Origin of the sequence: Erythrobacter sp. R86502 (assembly GCF_042466465.1) — a bacterium.
Taxonomy (GTDB): Bacteria; Pseudomonadota; Alphaproteobacteria; order Sphingomonadales; family Sphingomonadaceae; genus Erythrobacter.
This window is the reverse complement of the sequence record NZ_JAXHCJ010000001.1, coordinates 1,639,169-1,659,408: the sequence shown is the minus strand read 5'-3', so window position 1 is coordinate 1,659,408 and position 20,240 is coordinate 1,639,169. Positions and strand designations below refer to the sequence as shown.

At 63.6% G+C, this 20,240-nt stretch carries 15 protein-coding genes; 5 read left to right on the top strand and 10 right to left on the bottom strand.

Features of this window, described 5'->3' with window-relative positions:
* Positions 1-59: 59 nt before the first annotated feature.
* The 3 genes from obgE to SJY33_RS08025 are packed head-to-tail and all read left to right on the top strand — an operon-like array spanning position 60 to position 3,238.
* A complete protein-coding gene (gene obgE, locus SJY33_RS08035; protein WP_379922242.1) occupies positions 60-1,124 on the top strand; it encodes a GTPase ObgE in 1,065 nt (354 codons plus the stop codon).
* Between the two features lie 52 nt (positions 1,125-1,176).
* Positions 1,177-2,310 carry a glutamate 5-kinase gene (proB, locus tag SJY33_RS08030; RefSeq protein ID WP_379922241.1) on the top strand — a complete coding sequence of 378 codons (1,134 nt, stop codon included), beginning with the start codon at positions 1,177-1,179 and terminating at the stop codon, positions 2,308-2,310.
* A gap of 10 nt (positions 2,311-2,320) precedes the next feature.
* Positions 2,321-3,238, top strand: coding sequence for an NAD-dependent epimerase/dehydratase family protein (locus SJY33_RS08025; protein ID WP_379922240.1), 918 nt, complete (start codon positions 2,321-2,323; stop codon positions 3,236-3,238).
* A 4-nt stretch (positions 3,239-3,242) separates the two neighbouring features.
* Here SJY33_RS08025 and SJY33_RS08020 read toward each other — a convergent pair whose 3' ends face one another.
* From SJY33_RS08020 to SJY33_RS07980, 9 genes are all read right to left on the bottom strand, one after another.
* On the bottom strand, positions 3,243-4,019 hold the full coding sequence (locus SJY33_RS08020; protein ID WP_379922239.1) for a phosphoadenylyl-sulfate reductase: 777 nt from the start codon (positions 4,017-4,019) through the stop codon (positions 3,243-3,245).
* Positions 4,009-4,470: a DUF934 domain-containing protein gene (locus SJY33_RS08015; RefSeq protein WP_379922238.1), complete on the bottom strand. Its 462-nt coding sequence runs from the start codon at positions 4,468-4,470 to the stop codon at positions 4,009-4,011. The genes SJY33_RS08020 and SJY33_RS08015 overlap by 11 nt, the downstream gene beginning before the upstream one ends.
* Complete coding sequence (locus SJY33_RS08010) at positions 4,463-6,091, bottom strand: nitrite/sulfite reductase (protein WP_379922237.1); 1,629 nt, start codon at positions 6,089-6,091, stop codon at positions 4,463-4,465. Before SJY33_RS08010 ends, SJY33_RS08015 begins: the two co-directional genes overlap by 8 nt.
* A 1-nt stretch (position 6,092) precedes the next feature.
* Positions 6,093-6,392, bottom strand: a complete 300-nt coding sequence (locus SJY33_RS08005) for a DUF2849 domain-containing protein (RefSeq protein ID WP_379922236.1) — start codon at positions 6,390-6,392, stop codon at positions 6,093-6,095.
* On the bottom strand, positions 6,389-7,147 hold the full coding sequence (gene cobA, locus SJY33_RS08000; protein ID WP_379922235.1) for a uroporphyrinogen-III C-methyltransferase: 759 nt from the start codon (positions 7,145-7,147) through the stop codon (positions 6,389-6,391). The genes SJY33_RS08005 and cobA overlap by 4 nt, the downstream gene beginning before the upstream one ends.
* A gap of 66 nt (positions 7,148-7,213) precedes the next feature.
* On the bottom strand, positions 7,214-8,323 hold the full coding sequence (locus SJY33_RS07995) for a mechanosensitive ion channel family protein (RefSeq protein WP_379922234.1): 1,110 nt from the start codon (positions 8,321-8,323) through the stop codon (positions 7,214-7,216).
* A gap of 1 nt (position 8,324) precedes the next feature.
* Positions 8,325-9,557: a cystathionine beta-lyase gene (metC, locus tag SJY33_RS07990; RefSeq protein ID WP_379922233.1), complete on the bottom strand. Its 1,233-nt coding sequence runs from the start codon at positions 9,555-9,557 to the stop codon at positions 8,325-8,327.
* On the bottom strand, positions 9,509-10,372 hold the full coding sequence (locus SJY33_RS07985) for a sulfurtransferase (RefSeq protein ID WP_379922231.1): 864 nt from the start codon (positions 10,370-10,372) through the stop codon (positions 9,509-9,511). Before SJY33_RS07985 ends, metC begins: the two co-directional genes overlap by 49 nt.
* 46 nt (positions 10,373-10,418) lie before the next feature.
* Positions 10,419-11,555, bottom strand: a complete 1,137-nt coding sequence (locus tag SJY33_RS07980) for a hypothetical protein (protein WP_379922230.1) — start codon at positions 11,553-11,555, stop codon at positions 10,419-10,421.
* 145 nt (positions 11,556-11,700) lie between these two features.
* Between SJY33_RS07980 and queF the strand changes: the two genes are divergently transcribed.
* On the top strand, positions 11,701-12,174 hold the full coding sequence (queF, locus tag SJY33_RS07975; RefSeq protein ID WP_379922229.1) for a preQ(1) synthase: 474 nt from the start codon (positions 11,701-11,703) through the stop codon (positions 12,172-12,174).
* Between the two features lie 70 nt (positions 12,175-12,244).
* Here queF and SJY33_RS07970 read toward each other — a convergent pair whose 3' ends face one another.
* A complete protein-coding gene (locus tag SJY33_RS07970; protein ID WP_379922228.1) occupies positions 12,245-14,566 on the bottom strand; it encodes a putative bifunctional diguanylate cyclase/phosphodiesterase in 2,322 nt (773 codons plus the stop codon).
* Positions 14,567-14,738: 172 nt separating this feature from the next.
* Here SJY33_RS07970 and SJY33_RS07965 point away from each other — a divergent pair, with 172 nt between their 5' ends.
* Positions 14,739-20,240 (top strand): AMP-binding protein, encoded by a 5,502-nt coding sequence (locus SJY33_RS07965; protein WP_379922227.1) that lies wholly within the window; start codon positions 14,739-14,741, stop codon positions 20,238-20,240.

Sequence of the window (20,240 nt, the reverse complement as noted above, 5' to 3'; positions counted from 1 at the left end):
AGGGAGGGGGTTCGTGCCATTCCCCTCGCAATTGCAGCAAAAAATGCTATGTGCGCGCCATGCATTTTCTTGATCAAGCAAAAATCTATGTGAAGTCCGGCGGCGGCGGCCCCGGTGCCGTTTCGTTCCGACGCGAAATGTACGTCGAATATGGCGGGCCCGACGGCGGTGATGGTGGGCGCGGCGGCGATATCGTGTTCGAAGCGGTTGCAGGGCTCAACACGTTAATCGACTTCCGGTATTCGCAGCACTTCAAGGCGCCGCGCGGCGGGCACGGCATGGGCAAGGACCGCACCGGCGCCAGCGCCAAGCCGCTTGTCATCAAGGTGCCGGTGGGCACGCAGATCCTGTCCGAAGACAAGGAAGAGGTGCTTGCCGATTTCACGCAGGTCGGTCAGCGGATCGTGTTCCTTGAAGGCGGAATGGGCGGACGCGGCAACGCCAGCTACAAGACGTCAACCAACCGCGCTCCGCGCCAGCACCAGGACGGCATACCGGGTGAAGAAGCCTGGCTGTGGCTGCGGCTGAAGCTGCTTGCCGATGTGGGCCTTGTCGGTCTGCCCAATGCGGGCAAATCGACCTTCATCAACGCTGTCAGCAACGCGCAGGCCAAGGTGGGTGCCTATGCCTTCACCACGCTGGTGCCCAAGCTGGGTGTGGTACGCCACAAGGGCCGCGAATTCGTTCTGGCGGATATTCCGGGCCTGATCGAAGGCGCTGCCGAAGGCGCCGGTATCGGTGATCGCTTTCTTGGCCATATCGAACGCTGCCGGGTGCTGATCCACCTCATTGACATCACCGGCACCGAAGATGCCGATCCCGCGGCGGCCATGCGCATCGTCGAAGACGAACTGGCGGCCTATGGCGCCGGTCTGGAAGACAAGGCGCGGCTTGTCGTGCTGAACAAGCTTGATCTTGCCGATGCCGAACTGGTCGAAAGCTTCCGCCAAGAATTGCTGGCAGCGGGCGCAGACAAGGTGTTCGCGGTATCCGGTGCGACCGGCGCGGGCATTTCGGATCTGCTCGATGCCATGCTGAGCTACCTGCCCGATCGGACATCGACCGAAACCAAGACCGTCGAGGTCGAGGACGAGGCAGACGTGGTTGCATGGTCGCCGCTGTAAGCGATCGCGGCCCATCATCTGAAGAAGGAACGCCTGAGAAAGGGAGGAATTCATGAAAATCGAGTCCCTGCTCGACTTCCGCGATATTGAAAAATGTCCGCGCCTTGTGATCAAGCTGGGTTCGGCGCTGCTGGTTCATCCCGATGGGAAAGTCCGTCATGAATGGCTGCGTACGGTAGCAGCCGAAATCGCCGGGGCACGCCAGCGCGGTCAGGAAATCATCGTTGTCTGTTCGGGCGCTGTCGCCGTTGGTGCGGCCAAGCTGGGTCTGCCCGGCGGGGGACGCGAAACACTGGCCCATGCGCAGGCAGCCGCCGCCACCGGGCAGGTGGTGCTGATCGCCACATGGGCGCAGCTTCTGGCCGAACATGGTCTTACCGCAGGTCAGATGCTGCTGACGCTCGACGATCTGGAAGGGCGCCGGCGTTATCTGAACGCGTCGGAAACCTTGCGCGAATTGTTGGCGCGCGGCGCTGTGCCGGTCATCAACGAAAACGACAGCATTGCGACTTCGGAAATCCGCTTCGGCGACAATGATCGGCTGGCGGCCCGTGTGGCGCAGGCCGCATCGGCAGATGGCGTGCTGCTGCTGACCGATGTCGATGGCCTTTATGACCGGGACCCGGCGCATCCCGATGCGGAAATTCTGCCAGAAGTGCGCGGCGTGACGGCGGAAATTCACCAGATGGCAAGCGGCAAGTCATCATCCGGCAAGGGGTCGGGCGGGATGACATCCAAACTTCTTGCTGCCGAAATTGCCGAACGTGCCGGAATTGCGCTGGCCATCATCAAGGGCACCGATGATCTGCCGATTGCCTGCGCCATGGCATCGGGGCTGGGGACGCTGTTCCTTCCCACGCGCGATGACAACGCCCGCAAAAGCTGGATCGGCGGCCGGTTGCGGTTTCGAGGCGGCATCACGGTCGATACCGGCTGTGTTGCGGCGCTGGGGCGGGGCAAAAGCATTCTGGCTGCGGGCATCACAGGTGTCTTCGGCAATTTCGAACGCGGCGATGTGATCCGGGTGGAAGGCCCCGATGGGGTAACAATCGCCAAGGGCATGGTCGAATACGACTGGGATGAATGCGACGCGATCAAGGGCCTGCGCAGCGATGAACTGGCCGAACGGCTGGGCCATCTGCCGCGTTCCTGTGTGATCCACCGCGATCATATGGTTCTTGTGTGAGCGTTGCTGGATGAGCCTTTTGGCACTCACCGGTGCGACCGGGTTTGTGGGCAGCGCGGTATTGGCAGAGGCATTGGCACGGGGGCACCAGGTCAAGGCGCTCGCCAGGCGCGATCAGGCGCCGCACGAAGGGGTGTCATGGGTCCGCGGTGATCTGGACAATACGGCTGCGCTTGCCAACCTTGTGAATGGCGCGGATGCGGTGGTGCACGTGGCCGGTCTTACCAATACGCCCGATCCTGCGGCCTTCGAAGCGGCCAATGTTACTGGAACCGCCAATGTGATCGCCGCAATGATCGGGGCGGGTGTCAGGCGGCTTGTCTTCGTGTCATCGCTGTCGGCGCGGATGCCGGTTCTCTCGGCCTATGGCGCTTCCAAAGCGAAGGCCGAGGCAGTGGTGGAAGCGAGCGGGTTGGATTGGACCACGGTGCGACCGCCGGGCGTTTATGGTCCGCGCGATTCCGATTACCTGGAAATGTTCCGCACCGCCCGGTGGGGCTTTGTCCCGCTGCCGCCCGGCGGGGCAAGCTCGATCATTCATGCCGATGATCTGGCACATCTGCTGGTGTCGCTGGCTGGCGGACACGCAGCGGCGACCAGAAAGCAGGTGTATGAACCTGATGATGGGCGCGAAGGCGGGTGGAGCCACAAGGAACTGGCGGCCGCAATCGGCCGCGCTGTCGGCAGGGATCGCGTTTTCGCCCCGCACCTGCCGCGTGCGGTACTGGAAGCCGCCGCGACCGCCGACCGGATGCTGCGCGGCGACAAGGCGAAGCTGACCGCCGACCGTGTGGGCTACATGACGCATCCCAATTGGGTATCACGATCCGATCGCAGGGTGCCGCCGGGGATCTGGCAGCCACGCATCGAAGGCGAAGAGGGTCTGCGCGCCACTGCCGAATGGTATCGGCGCGCAGGCTGGCTTTAGAAGGTTAGAGGAACGGTTCCTCGCCGGGCTTGTGGATGCCGCATTCGGTCTTGTCCCAACCTTTCCACCGGCCCGAACGTGGGTCTTCGCCCGGTGCCACCTGACTGGTGCACGGGGAACAGCCGATCGATGGATAGCCCTGTGCAATCAGCGGGTGACGCGGCAGATCGTGCTGGATCAGATAGGCTTCGATCTGGCTCGCATCCCAGTCGATCACCGGATTGATCTTGAGCCGGCCCTGCGCATCGGACGTGTCGATTTCGAACCGCGGCAGGTTGGCGCGGGTGGATGACTGGAACGATTTGCGTCCTGTAAAGGTCGCATCGTAATTCACCAGCGCCTTTTCCAATGGGCGGACCTTGCGGATGTCGCAGCAGCCATCGGGATCGTACGACCAGCGCAGGCCGCTTTCATCCTTCTTCGCCAGATCGTCCGGGTCGGGTGTCAGCACCACCAGATTAAGGCCAAGGCGCTCTACCAGAAGATCGCGATAAGCGAGCGTTTCGGGAAAATGCTTGCCCGTGTCGAGGAAGAGCACGGGGATGCTGCGATCGACGCTGGCGATCAGGTGGAGCAGCACGGCGCTCTCCGCGCCAAAGCTGGACACCACCGCCAGATCGCCCGCCAACCCATCCCGGATCACGGCTTCGAGCATTTCCTGTGTCGAGGCACCGCGGAACATACGATTAAGCCGCAGCGCATCATGTTCGCTGAAACGCGGCGCAAGGTCGATCGTGTCGCGGGTGCGCGGTTCGCCCGTGATGTTGAGTTCAGGTTTCATGGCGCTTGTCCGCAATGATAGGCCGGCGATCGGCGGCGCGCTGATAAACGTCCTGCCATGTGGCAAAGGCCCGCGCCGCATCGTCTTCATCAAGCCGCTTGTCGGGGGCAAAGGAATCGAAACCGCAGCGGCGCATATGCGACAGCTGGTCGATCAACACATCGCCCACTGCGCGAAGCTCGCCAGTGTAACCTGCTTCGCGCAAGATACGCGCGGCCGAATAACCGCGCCCGTCGCCAAAGCTGGGAAAGTTGACTTCGACCAGCGCAAGACGATCCAGAAACGGCAGCAAGGCGCGCGCATCGTCACCCGGTTCGATCCGGACGGCGTTGGCATTGGTCTGCTCCAGCGCGGAATCGACCGTCACCGTGCCGTGATCGACAGGTTCATCATCGCGGAAACGGAACTGGACTTCGTCAGGGCTGGTGCCCAGGTTCTGGGTATTACCCATAAAGCGCCTCCTTGAACGGCTCCATGCCGATGCGGCGATAGGTATCGAGGAAGCGTTCGCCCTCGGTGCGCGATGCAAGGTAGACGTCCGTCACCTTTTCGACCGCAGCCACAACGCCGTCCTCGTCAAATCCGGGGCCGGTTATCTTGGCCAGGCTGACATCTTCGGCTTCCGACCCGCCGAGAGAGAGCTGGAAGTTTTCCACCCCCTTCTTGTCGACACCAAGAATACCGATGTGGCCCGCATGATGGTGCCCGCAGGCGTTGATGCAGCCTGATATCTTCAGCTTCAGTTCGCCCAGCTCCGCCGTGCGTCCTGATGCGGCAAAGCGTTCCGAAATGCGCTGCGCCAGCGGGATCGAACGGGCGTTGGCAAGGCTGCAATAATCAAGGCCGGGGCAGGCGATGATATCTTCGATGGTGTCCATGTTGGGACTGCCAAGACCTGCTTCGTCAAGCGCGCTCCAAACGGAATGCAGATCGGCAATGCGGACATGGGGCAGCAGCACGTTCTGGGTGTGCATCACGCGCAATTCGTCAAAACTGTATTGCTTGGCCAGTCGCGCCATCAGACGCATCTGGTCGGCCGTGGCATCGCCGGGAATACCGCCTGCAGGTTTCAGGCTGATCACCGCCGACACATAGGCATCGTGCTTGTGCCGGTGTGTGTTGCGGTCGACCCACAGCGCGAAATCGGGGTCCGAACGGTCAAGCGTCTTGGGGCCATCGACGAAGGCGGGCAGGGCAAAATGCTCCGCAATCCGCGCCAGTTCCTCTCGCGGGGGCTCGACGCCCACGGTGAGCATATGCGCGAATTCTTCCTCAACCTGCCGCGTGTACTCGGCCGCGCCCAGTTCATGGACAAGGATCTTGATCCGCGCCTTGTACTTGTTGTCGCGCCGACCGTAGCGGTTGTAGACCCGCAGGCATGCCTCGGCATAGGTGATGAGCTGATCGAGCGGCACGAAGTCGCGGATCATCGGCGCGATCATGGGCGTGCGTCCCATGCCGCCACCGGCAAAGAACTGCGCGCCCGTCTCTTCATCTCGCTTCACGATGCGGATGCCGATATCGTGCAGGCGCATCGCCGCACGGTCGGTTTCCGAGCCTATCACCGCAATCTTGAACTTGCGCGGCAGGTAGGTGAATTCCGGGTGGAAGCTCGACCACTGCCGCATCAACTCGGCATAGGGGCGCGGATCAACCACCTCATCGGCGGCGGCACCGGCAAAGTGATCGGCGCTGATGTTGCGGATGCAGTTCCCGCTGGTCTGGATCGCGTGCATCTCGACCTTCGACAGGTCGGCGAGGATATCCGCGGCGTCCTCCAACTTGATCCAGTTGTACTGGATATTCTGGCGCGTGGTGAAGTGGCCATAACCGCGGTCATACTTTTCCGCGATGGTCGCCAGCGCCTCCATCTGACGCGGGTTGAGCGTGCCATAGGGGATCGCAACGCGCAGCATGTAGGCATGCAGCTGCAGGTAAAGCCCGTTCATCAGCCGCAGCGGCTTGAACTGGTCTTCGGTCAGCTTGCCTTCCAGCCGTCGGCGGGCCTGATCGCGGAATTCTTCCACGCGGGCATCAACCATCGCCTGATCATAGGAATCATATTGGTACATATCAGATCACCCAATCCCAGCCGGTCTTGTTGGCGGTGGGCACGGCAAGATCGCGCCGCACCGTCGGGCCGAGCGCGCGCACCCGGTCCTTGATGTGAGCCGGGCGGACATGCCCGGCAGCGTCAACGGATGCTTCGATCGCGTAAGGCACGTTGACCCGCCGCGCGGCTTCCTCGCGGGCGAGAATTTCTTCGGCCTTGTCGCCCACATCGACCGCATCGTCGACGAACAGCGACCAGCCTGTGCCGTTCCACCATGTTACCGCGCCCGAGCGCAGATCGTTGCCGGTGAGGATTTTCATTGTGCAGCTTCCTTGGCAATCGCGGCAAGGGTGGCGGAGTCGCGCGCGGTGACATCGCCAATGACGATCAGCGCAGGGCTTTTCACGGCTTCCGCCTCGACCAGATCAGGCAATCCTGCGAGCAATCCGCGCAGAACGCGCATTTCGGGCCGGGCGGCGTTTTCGATCACTGCAATCGGCATGCCAGGGGCCAGACCATCGGCCATCAGCTTTTCGGCAATCTGCGCGGCGGTGGAAACGCCCATGTAAATCACCAGCGTGCGGCCCTTTCCGGCAAGACCCGACCAGTCCTGTTCGCTGAGACCCTTGCACTGCCCAGCGACGAAGCTGACGATGCTGGATGCGTCCCGGTGGGTGAGCGCGATACCGCTGGCTGCGGCCGCACCATTTGCCGCCGAAATGCCGGGCACCACTTCGACCGGAACCCCGGCTGCGCGGGCGGTTTCTGCCTCTTCGCCGCCGCGCCCGAAAATATAGGGATCGCCGCCCTTGAGCCGAACGACATCACGCCCCGCCAATGCTTCGCGCACCAGCAGGTCGTTGATGTCTTCCTGTGGCAAGGTGTGACGTGCGCGCTGCTTGGCGACGGAAATCAGCCGCGCATCAGGGTGCGCCAGGCCGAGGATATCGGGGCCGATCAATCCATCATGGACGATCACCGTTGCGGTCTCGATCAGACGGGCGGCACGAAGGGTGAGCAAGTCCACCGGACCCGGCCCAGCGCCGACAAGATAAATGGTGCCAGTTTTGTGCATGACCCCTACATGGGCGACCGCGTCCCGACCTGCCAGCGAGAATGGATTGCCCCGCACGAAGCGGAGCTATTCGTGTTCCTGATGGGCAGCCGCACCGCGTCCTTCAAGCGCCGCAACCAGCGCCTGCATCTGCGGATTGTCGCGCAGATTGATGTCGCGCTGCGGGTAGGGAATTTCGATTCCGTTATCCTTGAACAGACCCCACAGGTTCTTCAGCACCGCGCTTTTCACGTTGCCCACGCCTTCTTCAGGATCGTTGATCCAGCAATGGATCGTGAAGTTGACCGAATTGTCGCCGTAATCATTCCACCACACCGTGGGCGGCGGGGTGGCCAGCACGCGTTTGGCTTTGGCAGCGGCTTCCTGCATCAGTTTTTCGGCCAGTTCCATGTCGGTGTTGTAGCTGACGCCGACCGAAACCTGCACCCGCACGTTGCGCGATGAATAGGACCAGTTTTCAACCTGATTGATCATCAGATTTTCGTTTGGAATCAGATATTCGCGTTCGTCGCGCGTCACCACCGAAATCGCCCGGATCCCGATCTTGCGGATCTGGCCGAAGGTCTGCTGCCCCGATTGGTCGGACACGGCAATCACGTCCCCCGGTTTGATCGATTTGTCCATCAGCAGGATGATCCCCGAGATAAGGTTGCCGAAAGTCTTTTGCAGGCCAAAACCGATCGCCAGACCGAACGCGCCTGAAAAGACTGTCAGGGCGGTCAGATCAATGCCGAGCAGATCGATCCCGATGAGGAAGGTGACGACCCAGATCACGATCTGCGCGATCTTTTCAATCAGCACCCGCTGCGTGCCGTCGAGCCCCGTCAACCGTTTGAGCGCGCTGCGGGTCAGGCGGGTTGCCATCACCGCGAATGCCAGCACCAGCAGCACGGCTGCGGCGGCAAACAGGATGTCGAACAGCGAAATGCGCCAATCACCGACAGCCAACGCCAACCCGTCAAGCCGGTCCAGAATGTCGCCCACGGTCTGGCTGCGTTCGGAGATGTCTTCCCGAACCGAATCCGCCCCGCTTACCACGTCTTCTGCAAGCGGGGTGGGCTCGGGTGTCGGATCGGGGGTCGGGGTTGCTGCCGGTGTATCGGATGGCGCGGGACTTGCGCCGAGTTCTCCCGACGGCGTGGCGGCGGGATCGTCCAAAATCGAGGGAACAGTCATGCTAGGCCCTTAAAGCTTGTGCGAGGTCGGCGATCAGATCGTCTGCATCCTCAAGCCCGATTGCCAGCCGCAACGCGGGCGCACCGCCGGTGGGGCAGGGCATACGGTTGCGATGAACGCCGGGCGTGATCGGCAGGGCGAGACTTTCAAACCCGCCCCAGCTGTACCCAATCCCGAACAGCTGCAAGGCATCGGCGACCCGGGCAGAGTGGGCGGGATCATCGCTGTTGAGAACAAAGGCAAACAATCCGCAGCCGCCGGTGAAGTCGCGGTGCCACAGCGCGTGGCCGGGATCGGATGGGAGCATCGGGCACAGCACCCGCGCAACCTGCGGCTGGGCTTCGAGCCACTGCGCCATCTTGAGCGCCGAACGGGTCTGCGCCTCCAGTCTGACGCCCATCGTCCGAAGCCCGCGCGCGGCAAGCGCGGCGTCATCCGGCGATACCACCTGTCCCAGTTCCTGCGCGGTGCGGCGCAGCGCGGTGTACCATCGCTTTCCTGCGCTGGCGCTGCCCATAATCAAATCGGAATGGCCGCCGACGTGCTTGGACAGGCTCATCATTACGATGTCGCAACCATGTTCAAGCGCGGCAAAGCCGAGCGGGCTGGCCCAGGTATTGTCGATCATGCTGACCGCGCCGTGGGCGCGAGCGATGGCGGTGAGGGCGGGCACATCGCACATTTCGAAAGTGAGACTGCCGGGCGCTTCGAGCCACACCGCCCTGACAGGGTCGGCAAACAACGCCTCGAACGCGGCGAGGTCGCGCGGGTCGAAAAAGGTGGTCGTTACCCCCATCCGCGCCAGCAACCCGGTCGCCATGCTGCGCGAGGGATCATAGGCGTTGTCCGCCATCAGCAACCGGTCGCCCGGCTTCAACACTGCAAGCATGCAGCCGGCGATTGCGGCCACACCGCTAGGGTAAAGCTGCGTGGCATAGGCGCCCTGCTCGATGGCGGTCAGCGCCTCTGCCAGCGCCCATTGGGTCGGTGCGCCGCGCCTGCCATAGAAGAACTGCCCATCGGAATTGTTGCCGCCCGCTGCCTGCCGATCGGCATCGCGATCATACAGGTGGGTCGATCCGCGCCAGACCGGCGGGTTGACCACCGGCCCGGTCCATTCCTTGCGCCGTCCGCCGCGCACCAGCCGCGTAGCGGGGTTCAATCCGCTGTCGTCGGTATCTGCGCTCACGTTGTGGGGCCTTGCAGTTTGGGCGTGTCGGGGTCCGCACCCCATTCGCTCCAGCTGCCATCGTAGAGCGCGGTGTCGTGCTTGCCGATCAGGTGCATTGCGAACATCAGAACGCTCGCTGTGACACCGCTGCCGCATGTCGTGGTGACAGGCTGCGAAAGATCGATCCCCGCAGCGGTCAGCGCGGCGCGGATCTCATCCGGCGATCTGTAGGTGCCATCCGAATTCAGCACGCCGCCAAAGGGCAGGTTCAGCGCGCCGGGGATACGACCGTTCGGTCCGCCATGAATGGGGTCAATGCCTGAACCGAACACCCGGTCCGCGCCGCGCGCATCCAGCACCTGTTCGCGCGGCTGCGCAATGTTGGCGAGCATATCGGCCTTGCTGCGGATGCGGCGGGCGGGCGTAAGTGTGGCGGCCGCGGCCGCGGCCGGGGACAGGGGCTGATCGCCGCTTTGCACTACGCGGCCTTCGCTGCGCCACTTGCCAAGGCCCCCTTCCAGTACCGCGACATTGTCCCGCCCGCTTGCAGTCAACACAAACCACGCCCGCGCGGCGGTGCGGATCGCGCTGTCATCATAGACCACGATCGCGGTTTCCGGCGCGACGCCCAATGCGGCAAGACGCTCAGCCAGCTGTTCGGGCGTCGGCATGGCATAGGGCACAGCGGAATCGGGATCGAATAGCGTTGCCAGATCCAGAAACCGTGCGCCGGGAATGTGCGCAGCGGTAAATTCGGCGCGGGCATCGCGCTCTGCTGCGGGCAGATGGTACGATGCATCCAGCACGGCGGGCGGCGATGCCTTCATTGCATCGGCAAGCCATTGGGTCGAAACGAGCGCGGAGGGAAGCATGGTCATGCCCGAACCCTAGCCTGCCGGGGCGGCCAATGCCAAGCGTGCGCGGCTATGTGCTGGCAGAAACTCGCGGGACGGCGATGCCTTGCGCCACGAGTCCCGCGATTCCTCCGGGTGGCCGATCCAGCGCGATGGGGTGAACCCGCCCGCTGCCTGATCCGCTTGGCGTGCCGATCACAAAGCTTTTGGAAAGCGCGGGGAGGCCTTCTCCTTCAAGCGTTACGTGCATCAGGGGAATGAACAGCGGCGTGGCCCCTTGGCGAAGCGGCTGAATCGCTGACAGCGGCAATTGCACCTGTCCGGTGATGCTGCGTGCCTGATGCGGGCCGATCCTTTCTACCGATGCGACCGACGGTGCCCGTCCGGGCGAGGCGGCATTACCCCCAGCGGGCGCGGCACCCGTCCGCGCACAGGCCAGTTCCAGCGCAATCGCGACATCGCTGATTGCTCGCTCGGACCGGTTGGCCAGTGTGAGGCGGTATTGCACGGTGAACATCATCACGCTGCGCGATGCGGCCGTTATGTCCAGCGTGATATCTACCCGCGGCGCCGCGGAGTCGGGCACCGGGGAGTGCGTGGCTGCGACCGGGGCGGCAAGGCGCAGCGCCTTGGGCGGGCGCTGGCGACGCCATGCGATCACGCCGCCAATCAGCGCCAGCACGGCAAGTCCGCCGACGGCCCAGGGCCACCATGCAGCTGTCGCGGTATCGGCTGTTGGCTCTGCCGTCGCGGCAGGCGGCGGCGCAGGAACGGTTGTCAAGGGTTCCGGCGGTGCAGCCGTCACAGCAGGCGTCGGCGTCTCACCTGCAAGCGGCGGGGGCGCGGGTTCCGGTTGCGGCGTTACGGGATCGTTGGGAATGGGCTGGCGCACCAGCGGCACCGCACGCGCGCTTGGCGTGGGGGAAGGCGTGAGCCGCGGAGACGGTGACGGGGTCGGCTGGAGGATCGGGGTTGGAATCGCTCTTGGGCTAGCGGTCGGTCGTGGCTGCGGCACCGCCGTGGGCACGGCGCGCGGCGGGATCACCACGCCGGCGCGCTCGTCAGCCGGACCGGCGGGGGCGGGGCCCTGCGTGGGGGTCGGCTGGGGCAGGGTGAAGGTGCCGGATTGTTGCTGCGCGAAAGCGGGCAAGGGAACCGCAGTGGAGGCAGCAAGGGCGATGATCAGGCAGGCAGCGGGACGGGTCATGGCGGGGTGCAGTTCGAAGCGGAGGGCAATTGGCGGGTCTTGTCGACGAGGCAGGGTGAACCTGCGCTGTCCCCATAGAGAGCGCCACCGCCCCGCGTCCAGTTCAACGCTTGCGCAAGGCGGCGGATCGAGGCAACAGCGCGGCATGGAAAGCACACACGAAACCCCGAAGTCCGCGCCGCAATTCCTGGGCCGCGATACGCCGCTGCCGGCATCCCCCGAAGAAGCGGTGCTCGATTACGTTCCCAACCCCCGTGCCGGGCTGACCTACATGGTGCGTTTCGTCTCACCAGAATTCACCTCGCTTTGCCCGGTGACCAACCAGCCCGATTTTGCCCATCTGGTGATCGATTACGTGCCGGGTGAAACGATCGTGGAAAGCAAAAGCCTGAAGCTGTTTCTGGGGTCGTTCCGCAATCACAACGGGTTTCACGAAGATGTGACCGTGGGGATCGGGGTGCGCCTGTTCGAAGAAATGCGCCCGCAGTGGCTCAGGATCGGGGGTTACTGGTATCCGCGAGGCGGAATTCCGATCGATGTTTTCTGGCAAAGCGGAGCGCCGCCGGCTGATCTATGGCTGCCCGATCAAGGGGTCGCATCCTACCGGGGTCGTGGATAATTCCAGCGTCCGGCCACGCGCCGCCTTTTATTTGTTCCTGAAATGTTTCACGTGAAACATTGATGTCTCTCTATGCGCCGGGTGCGCTGAGTGCGAGCTGCACGAAACGCGGCATCGTCTTGTTCGCTCCGCGCCATTTGGCCAACGGGAAGGCCCCGGCCCCGAGCGCAGCCAGCGGAATGCCCGCTTCCGCCAGGGAATAGGGCGATATGCGATGCCGGGTCATGAAACCGCCGCTGCCATCGCTGATCAGCGCGGTTTCAAAACTCAGGCCCTGACTGTTTTCGCTGGCGTTGACCACTTCGCTCACGACCAGCTGGCCATGCCCCAGATCAAGCACCACGGCTGTACCTACCGGAACCCCGGCAAGCCCGGTGATCCGCGCGCCGGTCTTTGACAGGTTGCGCAAGATCACATCGTAATAATGATCTTCGTGGATCAGGCCCACCTTGCGGAAGATCGTGATCCGGTCAGCGCGGTGGCGCGGGGGGCCGCTGGGGCGGAATCTGGGCGATCCGCTGGCAAACATGTCCAGCACCTGTTCCTGCTTGAGCGCAGGCGAATAGATGTACCCTTGCACCAGATCCGCGCCGCGCAGCTTGACCAGATCGAGTTCGTCCATCGCCTCGACACCTTCGGCCACCGTTTCCATGCCAAGCGCCCGTGCCAACGCCACGATCGCGGTGATGATCGCTGGGTTGATGTCGCCCGTTTCGGTGCAGCCGCGCACAAAGGTCTGGTCGATCTTGATCTTGTCGAAATGGCCATGTTTCAGATAGCCGAGCGAGGAATACCCCGTTCCAAAGTCGTCGAGCGCCAATCGCACGCCCATTTTTTTTAGATCGCGGAAGATCGTATCGACCGCTTCCTGATCGCCCACAAACACGCTTTCGGTGATTTCCAGTTCCAGCCGTCCGGGTGCAAGACCTGATTCGTGCAAGGCTGATGCAACGGTCTTGCGGTAACCGGGCTGAATGAACTGCTTGGCCGAAACATTGACTGCGACCCGGATCGTATCGGGCCAGGCCATCGCATCGCGGCAGGCCTGTCGCAGCGCCATTTCGCCCATGCGAATGATAAGATCCTCGTTTTCGGCCAGCGGAATGAACAGCGATGGCGAAATGTCGCCTTCGTTGTCATCGTGCCAGCGCATCAGCGCTTCGAAACATTTCACTTCGTTGGTGACGGGATCAATCAGCGGTTGATAGGCCAGCCGCAACTGATCGCGGTCCACCGCATCACGCAGCCGTTCGCCGAGAACCGCGTTCTTCGATGCCGCTTCCCGCAATTCGCTGGTGAAGAAACAAAAGGCCCCGCCGCGGGTTTCCTTCGCACTGTATAGCGCCATATCCGCAGCGCGGGTCAGCTCTTCCGCTTCGACCCCGTCATACGGCGCCACGGCGACCCCCACCGACGCGCCGATAATCGCGCGGCGGCCGTTGATCTGGTAGGGCTGCGAGATCGACTGGACAATGCGGCTGGCAAGCTCGCCCAGCGTACCGCGGTCGTCCATGTCAGGCAGCAGCACCTGAAATTCGTCGCCGCCCAGCCTGCCGACTTCGCCCAGGTCCCCTACAAGCGATGACAGGCGGTGCGCAACCTGCTTCAGCAGATCGTCGCCCGCGGGGTGGCCCATCGTGTCATTGACCTGCTTGAAGCGATCCAGATCGATCATCAGCAACGCACAGCTGCGCTGGCTGACGCGGAAGGCGCCAAGAGTCGCGGTCAGGCGTTCGGTCAGCTTGCGGCGGTTGACGAGGCCGGTCAGCTCATCGACCTGCGATTGGCGCGCAACCTGCGTTTCGTAGGCATACTGCGACGAAATATCGACTGCGCTGCCCCTGTAGCCCTGAAACACGCCTGTTTCGCTGGTCAAAGGTCGCCCGTTCAGCCGCCACCAGCGCGTGGTGCCGCGCTCTGTGGGGACCGCGACGATCTGTTCGTCGAGTTTCGATCGGGCATTGAGCTTGAAGGCCAGATTGCGCTGCGCGGGGCTTCCGGTTTCTTCTTCGACATCCTGAAAGATCGTGGTCAGCGGCCTGCCAATTACGGCATTGGCCTCGACCCCAAGATCGATCATTGCGCGCTGCGACAGGAAGCTGAGGCGTCCCTCGGCATCGGTTGCCCAGAACATCCCGATTCCCAATTCCTCGATCTCGCCCAGCACGAATGCGCGGTCAGGGACCGCTGCGGCATCGCGCGCCGGCGTATCGGGCACCGGGCGCCGCGGCCCGCGTGCGGATTTGAGAAAGCCGATCGGCATACCTCGTCCTTGGTTGGTGGCAGGATGCAGCAGCACGCCCGGCCAACCGGTCCCATAGGCCTGGCGTGATTGATAAACCGTTACAGCTAACCGGTGCTGACGGAAACGGGCCGAGGCAGGAAACACCATCTCCATAAAGGTCCGGAACCGTTTTGATGACGCTGCGTTATCGGGGGTGCGCTCTAAATGGCATTTTCTTGCCGAATGGGGCGACAACGTGTAATTTTACTGCATAACCGCCAAGCGTCAGGGATCGCGCGCAGCGAATTGTCGTCACCATTGGGGGGACTGCGCCATTTCTGTGACCACCTTGCTTGCGAGCGCGCCGCAGGCGCTGACCAATCCCGTGCGTACCCGCGCCGACTGGCACCGGATGCGAACTGCCGCACTGGCAAATCCGGGTGCATTCCACGGCGACATCGCCGCGCGCAATATGCACTGGTTCATGGCCGACATCGGCGCTGCGGGCGCATGGATTGCGCGTGACGATGATGGGCACTGGCATGGCTGGGATGCCGCCACCGCTGCCCCTGTCAGCCCCGACCTGTCGCAAGACTTCATGCCTTGGCATACAGGTTTTGACGGGTCGCAGGCACCGCACTGGCGCTGGTTTGTCGGGGGGCGGACAAATGCCGCATTTTCCGAAATCGACCGCCATGTGCTCAGCGGTCATGGCGATGAAGCGGCGTTGATCTTTGAAGGAGACCGCTGGGACATGTCGGCGGGCGGCGGCAAGGGTGCGCCGATCGATTGCTTTGCCGTCAGCCGCAAGAGGCTGATGCTTGAGGTGGCAAAATGCGCGGTTGCCCTGAAAACCCTGGGCCTCAAACCCGGCGACCGCATGGCGTTGAACATGCCAAGCATCATTCCGCAGATCTACTGGACCGAAGCGGCAAAGCGGATGGGGGTGGTCTATACCGCGGTATTCGGCGGGTTCTCCGACAAGACGCTCTCCGATCGCATTGCCGATACGGGCGCAAGGGTGATCGTCACGTCTGATGGCAGTTACCGCAACGCGCAGGTGGCCGCGTTCAAGAATGCCTACACCGACCCGGCGCTTGATAACTTCGTGCCGGTGACGACCGCGCTGGATATCCTGTCGGCCCTCGACATGGGGCTTCCTGCCGATGACGCCGCAACCATCGTCGATACCGTGCGCGAAGCGCTTTCGGGCGAGATTACCGTTGATCGTTCAGACGTGATGCGCGGAGTAGGCCGGGCGCTGATCAACCTTGGTGCCGAAGGGCGGATCAGCACCGCAGACGCTGCCCGCGTGCGGATCGCAATAGCCTCCAGCCTCGTCACGCTGCCGCCGCGCGTGGAGGCGGTGATCGTGTGCCGCCACACCGCACAGCCCGACGTGATCTGGCGCGAGGAACGCGACCGCTGGAGCCACGAGCTGACCGACGCCGCGCTGGCCACTTTGCTGGAGACAGCGCGGCGCGCAGGGTTTGACGTCAGCTCCGAAGCCGATCTGCTGGCGCTTTCGGACACCGATTTCGTCCGCGCCATCTGGGCGTCGTCCAAGCCGATGCCGGTCGATGCGGACTATCCGATGTTCTTCATCTACACCTCGGGCAGCACCGGAAAGCCCAAGGGAATCGTCCATTCGCACGGTTATGCGGCGGGCATTGCTGAGACGATGAAGGTCAGTTTTGACGCGCGCCCCGGCGACACGCTGTTCGTGGTCGCCGATCCGGGCTGGATCACCGGGCAAAGCTACCTCATCTGCGCGCCGCTGATGACACGGGTGACAAGCCTCGTTTCCGAAGGTTCGCCGGTGTTCCCGCATGCAGGCAGGTTCGCCTCAATGATCGAGCGGCACAATGTCACGATCTTCAAGGCGGGTGTGACCTTCCTCAAGGCGATCATGTCCGATCCGGCCAACCTTGCCGAACTGCAACGCTACGACATGAGCGGGCTGCGTGTGGCCACGTTCTGCGCAGAACCCGTCAGCCCTAGCGTGCAGGCCTTCGGGATGGAGCACGTGACGCCGCGCTACATCAATTCGTACTGGGCAACCGAGCATGGCGGGATCGCGTGGACCCACATGTTCGGCAATGACGATTTCCCGCTGCGTCCCGATGCGCACGCCTATCCGCTGCCGTGGATTGTGGGCGACGTGTGGGTGGAGGATGCGGACGCGCCAGGGGCTGGGGATGCGCCGTTCCCCCGCACTGAAGATGGCGGTGTGCCTTGGCGACGCGCGGATATGGGCGAAAAGGGCGAGATCGTGATCGCCGCGCCCTATCCCTATCTGGCGCGCACGATCTGGGGCGATATTGCTGGCTTCAAGGTTAAAGATGGCCGGGTTGATCCTGCATGGCGCGGCGATGCCGCACGCTGGGAGGATGGCTACTGGAAGCGCTGGAAAGGCGCATGGGCCTACACCCAAGGCGATTTCGCCATCCACCACGATCACGGCTCATTCTCGCTCCACGGGCGGTCGGACGACGTCATCAACGTCTCGGGCCACCGCATGGGAACCGAGGAAATCGAAGGTGCGGTGCTGCGCGACAAGGCGCTGGCGCCGGACTCGCCGGTCGGCAACGTGCTGGTGGTCGGCGCGCCGCACCGCGAAAAGGGGCTGATCCCGCTCGCCTTCGTGGTACCGGTTGCCGGGCGCAAGCTGACGATCGACGACAAGCGCCGTTTGTTCGACCTCGTGCGCACCGAAAAGGGCGCGGTCGCGGTGCCCGCCGACTTCATCGAGGTCAGCCAGTTCCCAGAAACCCGCTCGGGCAAATATATGCGCCGCATGGTGCGCGCACTGGTGGTGGACGAGGACGTCGGCGACGTTACAACCCTGCGCAACCCCGAGGCGCTCGACGAATTGCGCAAGGTGATCGGCGACTGGCAGCGCAAACAGCGCCTTTCGGACGAACAGGCGCTGTTTGATCGTCACCGCTATTTTCTCGTGCAATACAACACGCTTGATCACCTTGGCGCGCCCGGCAAGCAGGTGGCGACCGTCACGGTCGCCAATCCGCCGGTCAACGCGCTGAACGAACGCGCGATTGACGAGCTGGTGCTGGTCACTTCGACGCTGGCGCGGGACGACAACGTCGTCGCGGTGGTGTTTACTGGTGAGGGGACATCGTCCTTCGTCGCAGGCGCGGATATCCGCCAGATGCTCGAGGAAATCCATACCCGCGAAGAGGCGCTGGTGCTGCCCAACAACGCGCACCTCGCCTTCCGCACGATCGAGCGCATGGGCAAGCCTTGCGTCGCAGCGGTGCAGGGCGTGGCGCTGGGCGGCGGCATGGAGTTCGCGCTGGCCTGCCATTACCGCATTGCCGAGCCGGTCGCGCGCTTCGGCCAGCCCGAGATCCGCCTGCGGCTGCTGCCCGGCTATGGCGGGACACAGCGCCTGCCGCGCCTGCTGATCGACCGGCGCGGGGAGGAGGGATTGCGCGATGCGATGGACCTGATCCTTGGCGGGCGCAGCATTGATGCGGATGCGGCCGAAGCCATCGGTTTCGTCGATGAACTGGTCGGCGGATCAGCGGATGCGCTGGCGGCAGCCCATGCGGCGGTGCGTGACTATGCGAAGCACGGCGAGGACAGCCCGCTGGGCGCGGCCTTTGCCGAACGGCAGGCAGCGGTGGAGCGCTGGGACACCGCTGCGGAAGTTGGTCTGGATGGCGTAATGGCGGATGATTTCCTCCAGCGCATCTTGCGCCAACTCGATTGGGCAGGACGCGGGGCAGCAGGTGCACGGGCGCTGGAAGCGGTGCGCGTGGGTCTTGAACAGGGGATGAAGGCGGGACTCGCCAAAGAAGCCGCGCTGTTTGCCGAAGCCATCGTCGATCCCGAAGGCGGCAAGACCGGCATTAAGCAATTCATGGACAAAATTGCCCCTCCGCTCCCGGTGCGGCGCGATGGCGTGTGGATCGACGCGGAGCACGAAATGCGTGCGCAGGCGTTGGAAGCGGCAGGCGAGCTGCTTCCTTTAGGAGCGCCATTCTATCCCGGCGTGACCCCGATCCCGCGTCACCAATATGCTTTCGGCATCGCCCGCGATCCCGACACGGGCCAGCCGCGCTTCGGCCCCCCGGCGAGCCACGAAAAGGAGCTGATCGTCACAACCCCCGAGCCTGCGCCCAACGAGGCGCTGCTCTACATGCTGACCAGCGAAGTCAACTTCAACGACATCTGGGCGTTGACCGGCATCCCGGTGTCGCCCTTCGATTCCCATGAGGAAGATGTGCAGATCACCGGCTCGGGCGGGATCGCGCTGGTCGCGGCGCTCGGCAGCGAGACGCGGGCGCAGGGGCGGATCAAAGTCGGCGATCTGGTGACGGTCTATTCGGGAACGAATGATCTGCTCAGCCCGCTGGTCGGCAATGATCCGATGTATGCCGATTTCAGCATTCAGGGTTACGAGACCAAGACGGGAAGCCATGCACAGTTCCTGACCGTGCAGGCCCCGCAGATGCACAAGGTGCCGCCGGATCTGACGCTGGAGCAGGCGGGGAGCTATGTGCTGAACCTCGGCACCATCGCGCGCTGCCTGTTCACGACGCTTCAGATCGCTCCGGGGCGGACGCTGTTCGTGGAAGGCGCGGCGACGGGGACGGGGCTCGATGCGCTGCGGTCTTCAGTGCGCACGGGCTTGCAGGTGACGGGGCTGGTGTCATCGGAAGAACGCGCGCAGTTTATCACCGAGGTGCAGGGCGCGGTAGGCGCGATCAACCGCAAGGATGCGCGGTTCGCGGGGCTCTACACCGTGGTGCCCGAGGACAAGGCCGAGGCACAAAAGTGGGAAGCCGCAGGCGCCCCGCTGGTCGAGGAATACAAGGCCTTGAACGGCGGCAAGCTCGCCGATTACGTGGTGAGCCACGCGGGCGAGACGGCCTTTCCGCGCTCGTTCCAACTGCTGGAAGAAGGCGGCACGCTGGCCTTCTACGGCGCGTCTTCGGGCTATCACTTCAGCTTCATGGGCAAGCAGGGCACGGCTTCCCCTGAAGAAATGCTGCGCCGCGCGAGCCTTCGCGGGGGCGAGGCGGTGCTGATCTACTACGGGCCGGGCAGCAAGGAATTGCTCGACGAGACGGGACTCGAAATGATCGAAGCCGCGCGGCGCTTCAACGCCCGCAGCGTGATCGCCACCACCACCGACGGCCAGCGTGAATTCCTGCAATCGCTGGGGCTGGAAGATGCGATTGAAGGCATCGTCAGCCTTGAAGCGATCCGCAGGCGGGAGGGCGCGAATTTCCTCTGGCCCGACACCATGCCGCGCCTGCCGGACGCCAAGGCCGATATCGAGGTCTTCAAGGCGGCGGTGCGCGACTATCAGGACCGGGTGATGAAGCCCTTCGGATCGGCGGTGGGCAAGATCCTGCGCTCGCCCGACAACCCGCGCGGCAACCCCGATCTGGTGTTCGAGCGGGCCGGGCAGGACACGCTCGGCATCTCGACCTCGCTGGTGAAACCCTTCACGGGCCGCGTGATCTTTGCCGAGGACCTGACCGGCTGCCGCTTCACTTTCTACGCCCCGCAGGTCTGGACCCGCCAGCGCCGGATATTCATGCCGACCGCCCAGATCTTCGGCACGCACCTCTGCAACGCTTACGAAGTCGCTCGGATGAACGACATGATCGCCGCCGGGCTGCTCGAAGTGACCGAGCCGGAAGTTGTCCCGTGGGACGGCTTGCCCGAAGCGCATCAGGCGATGTGGGACAACCGCCACACCGGATCGACCTATGTGGTCAACCATGCGTTACCCGAGATGGGCCTCAGAAGCCGCGATGCGCTGCTGGAAGCGTGGGCGGCGACGCAATCGGGCGAACCGGGCGTTTGA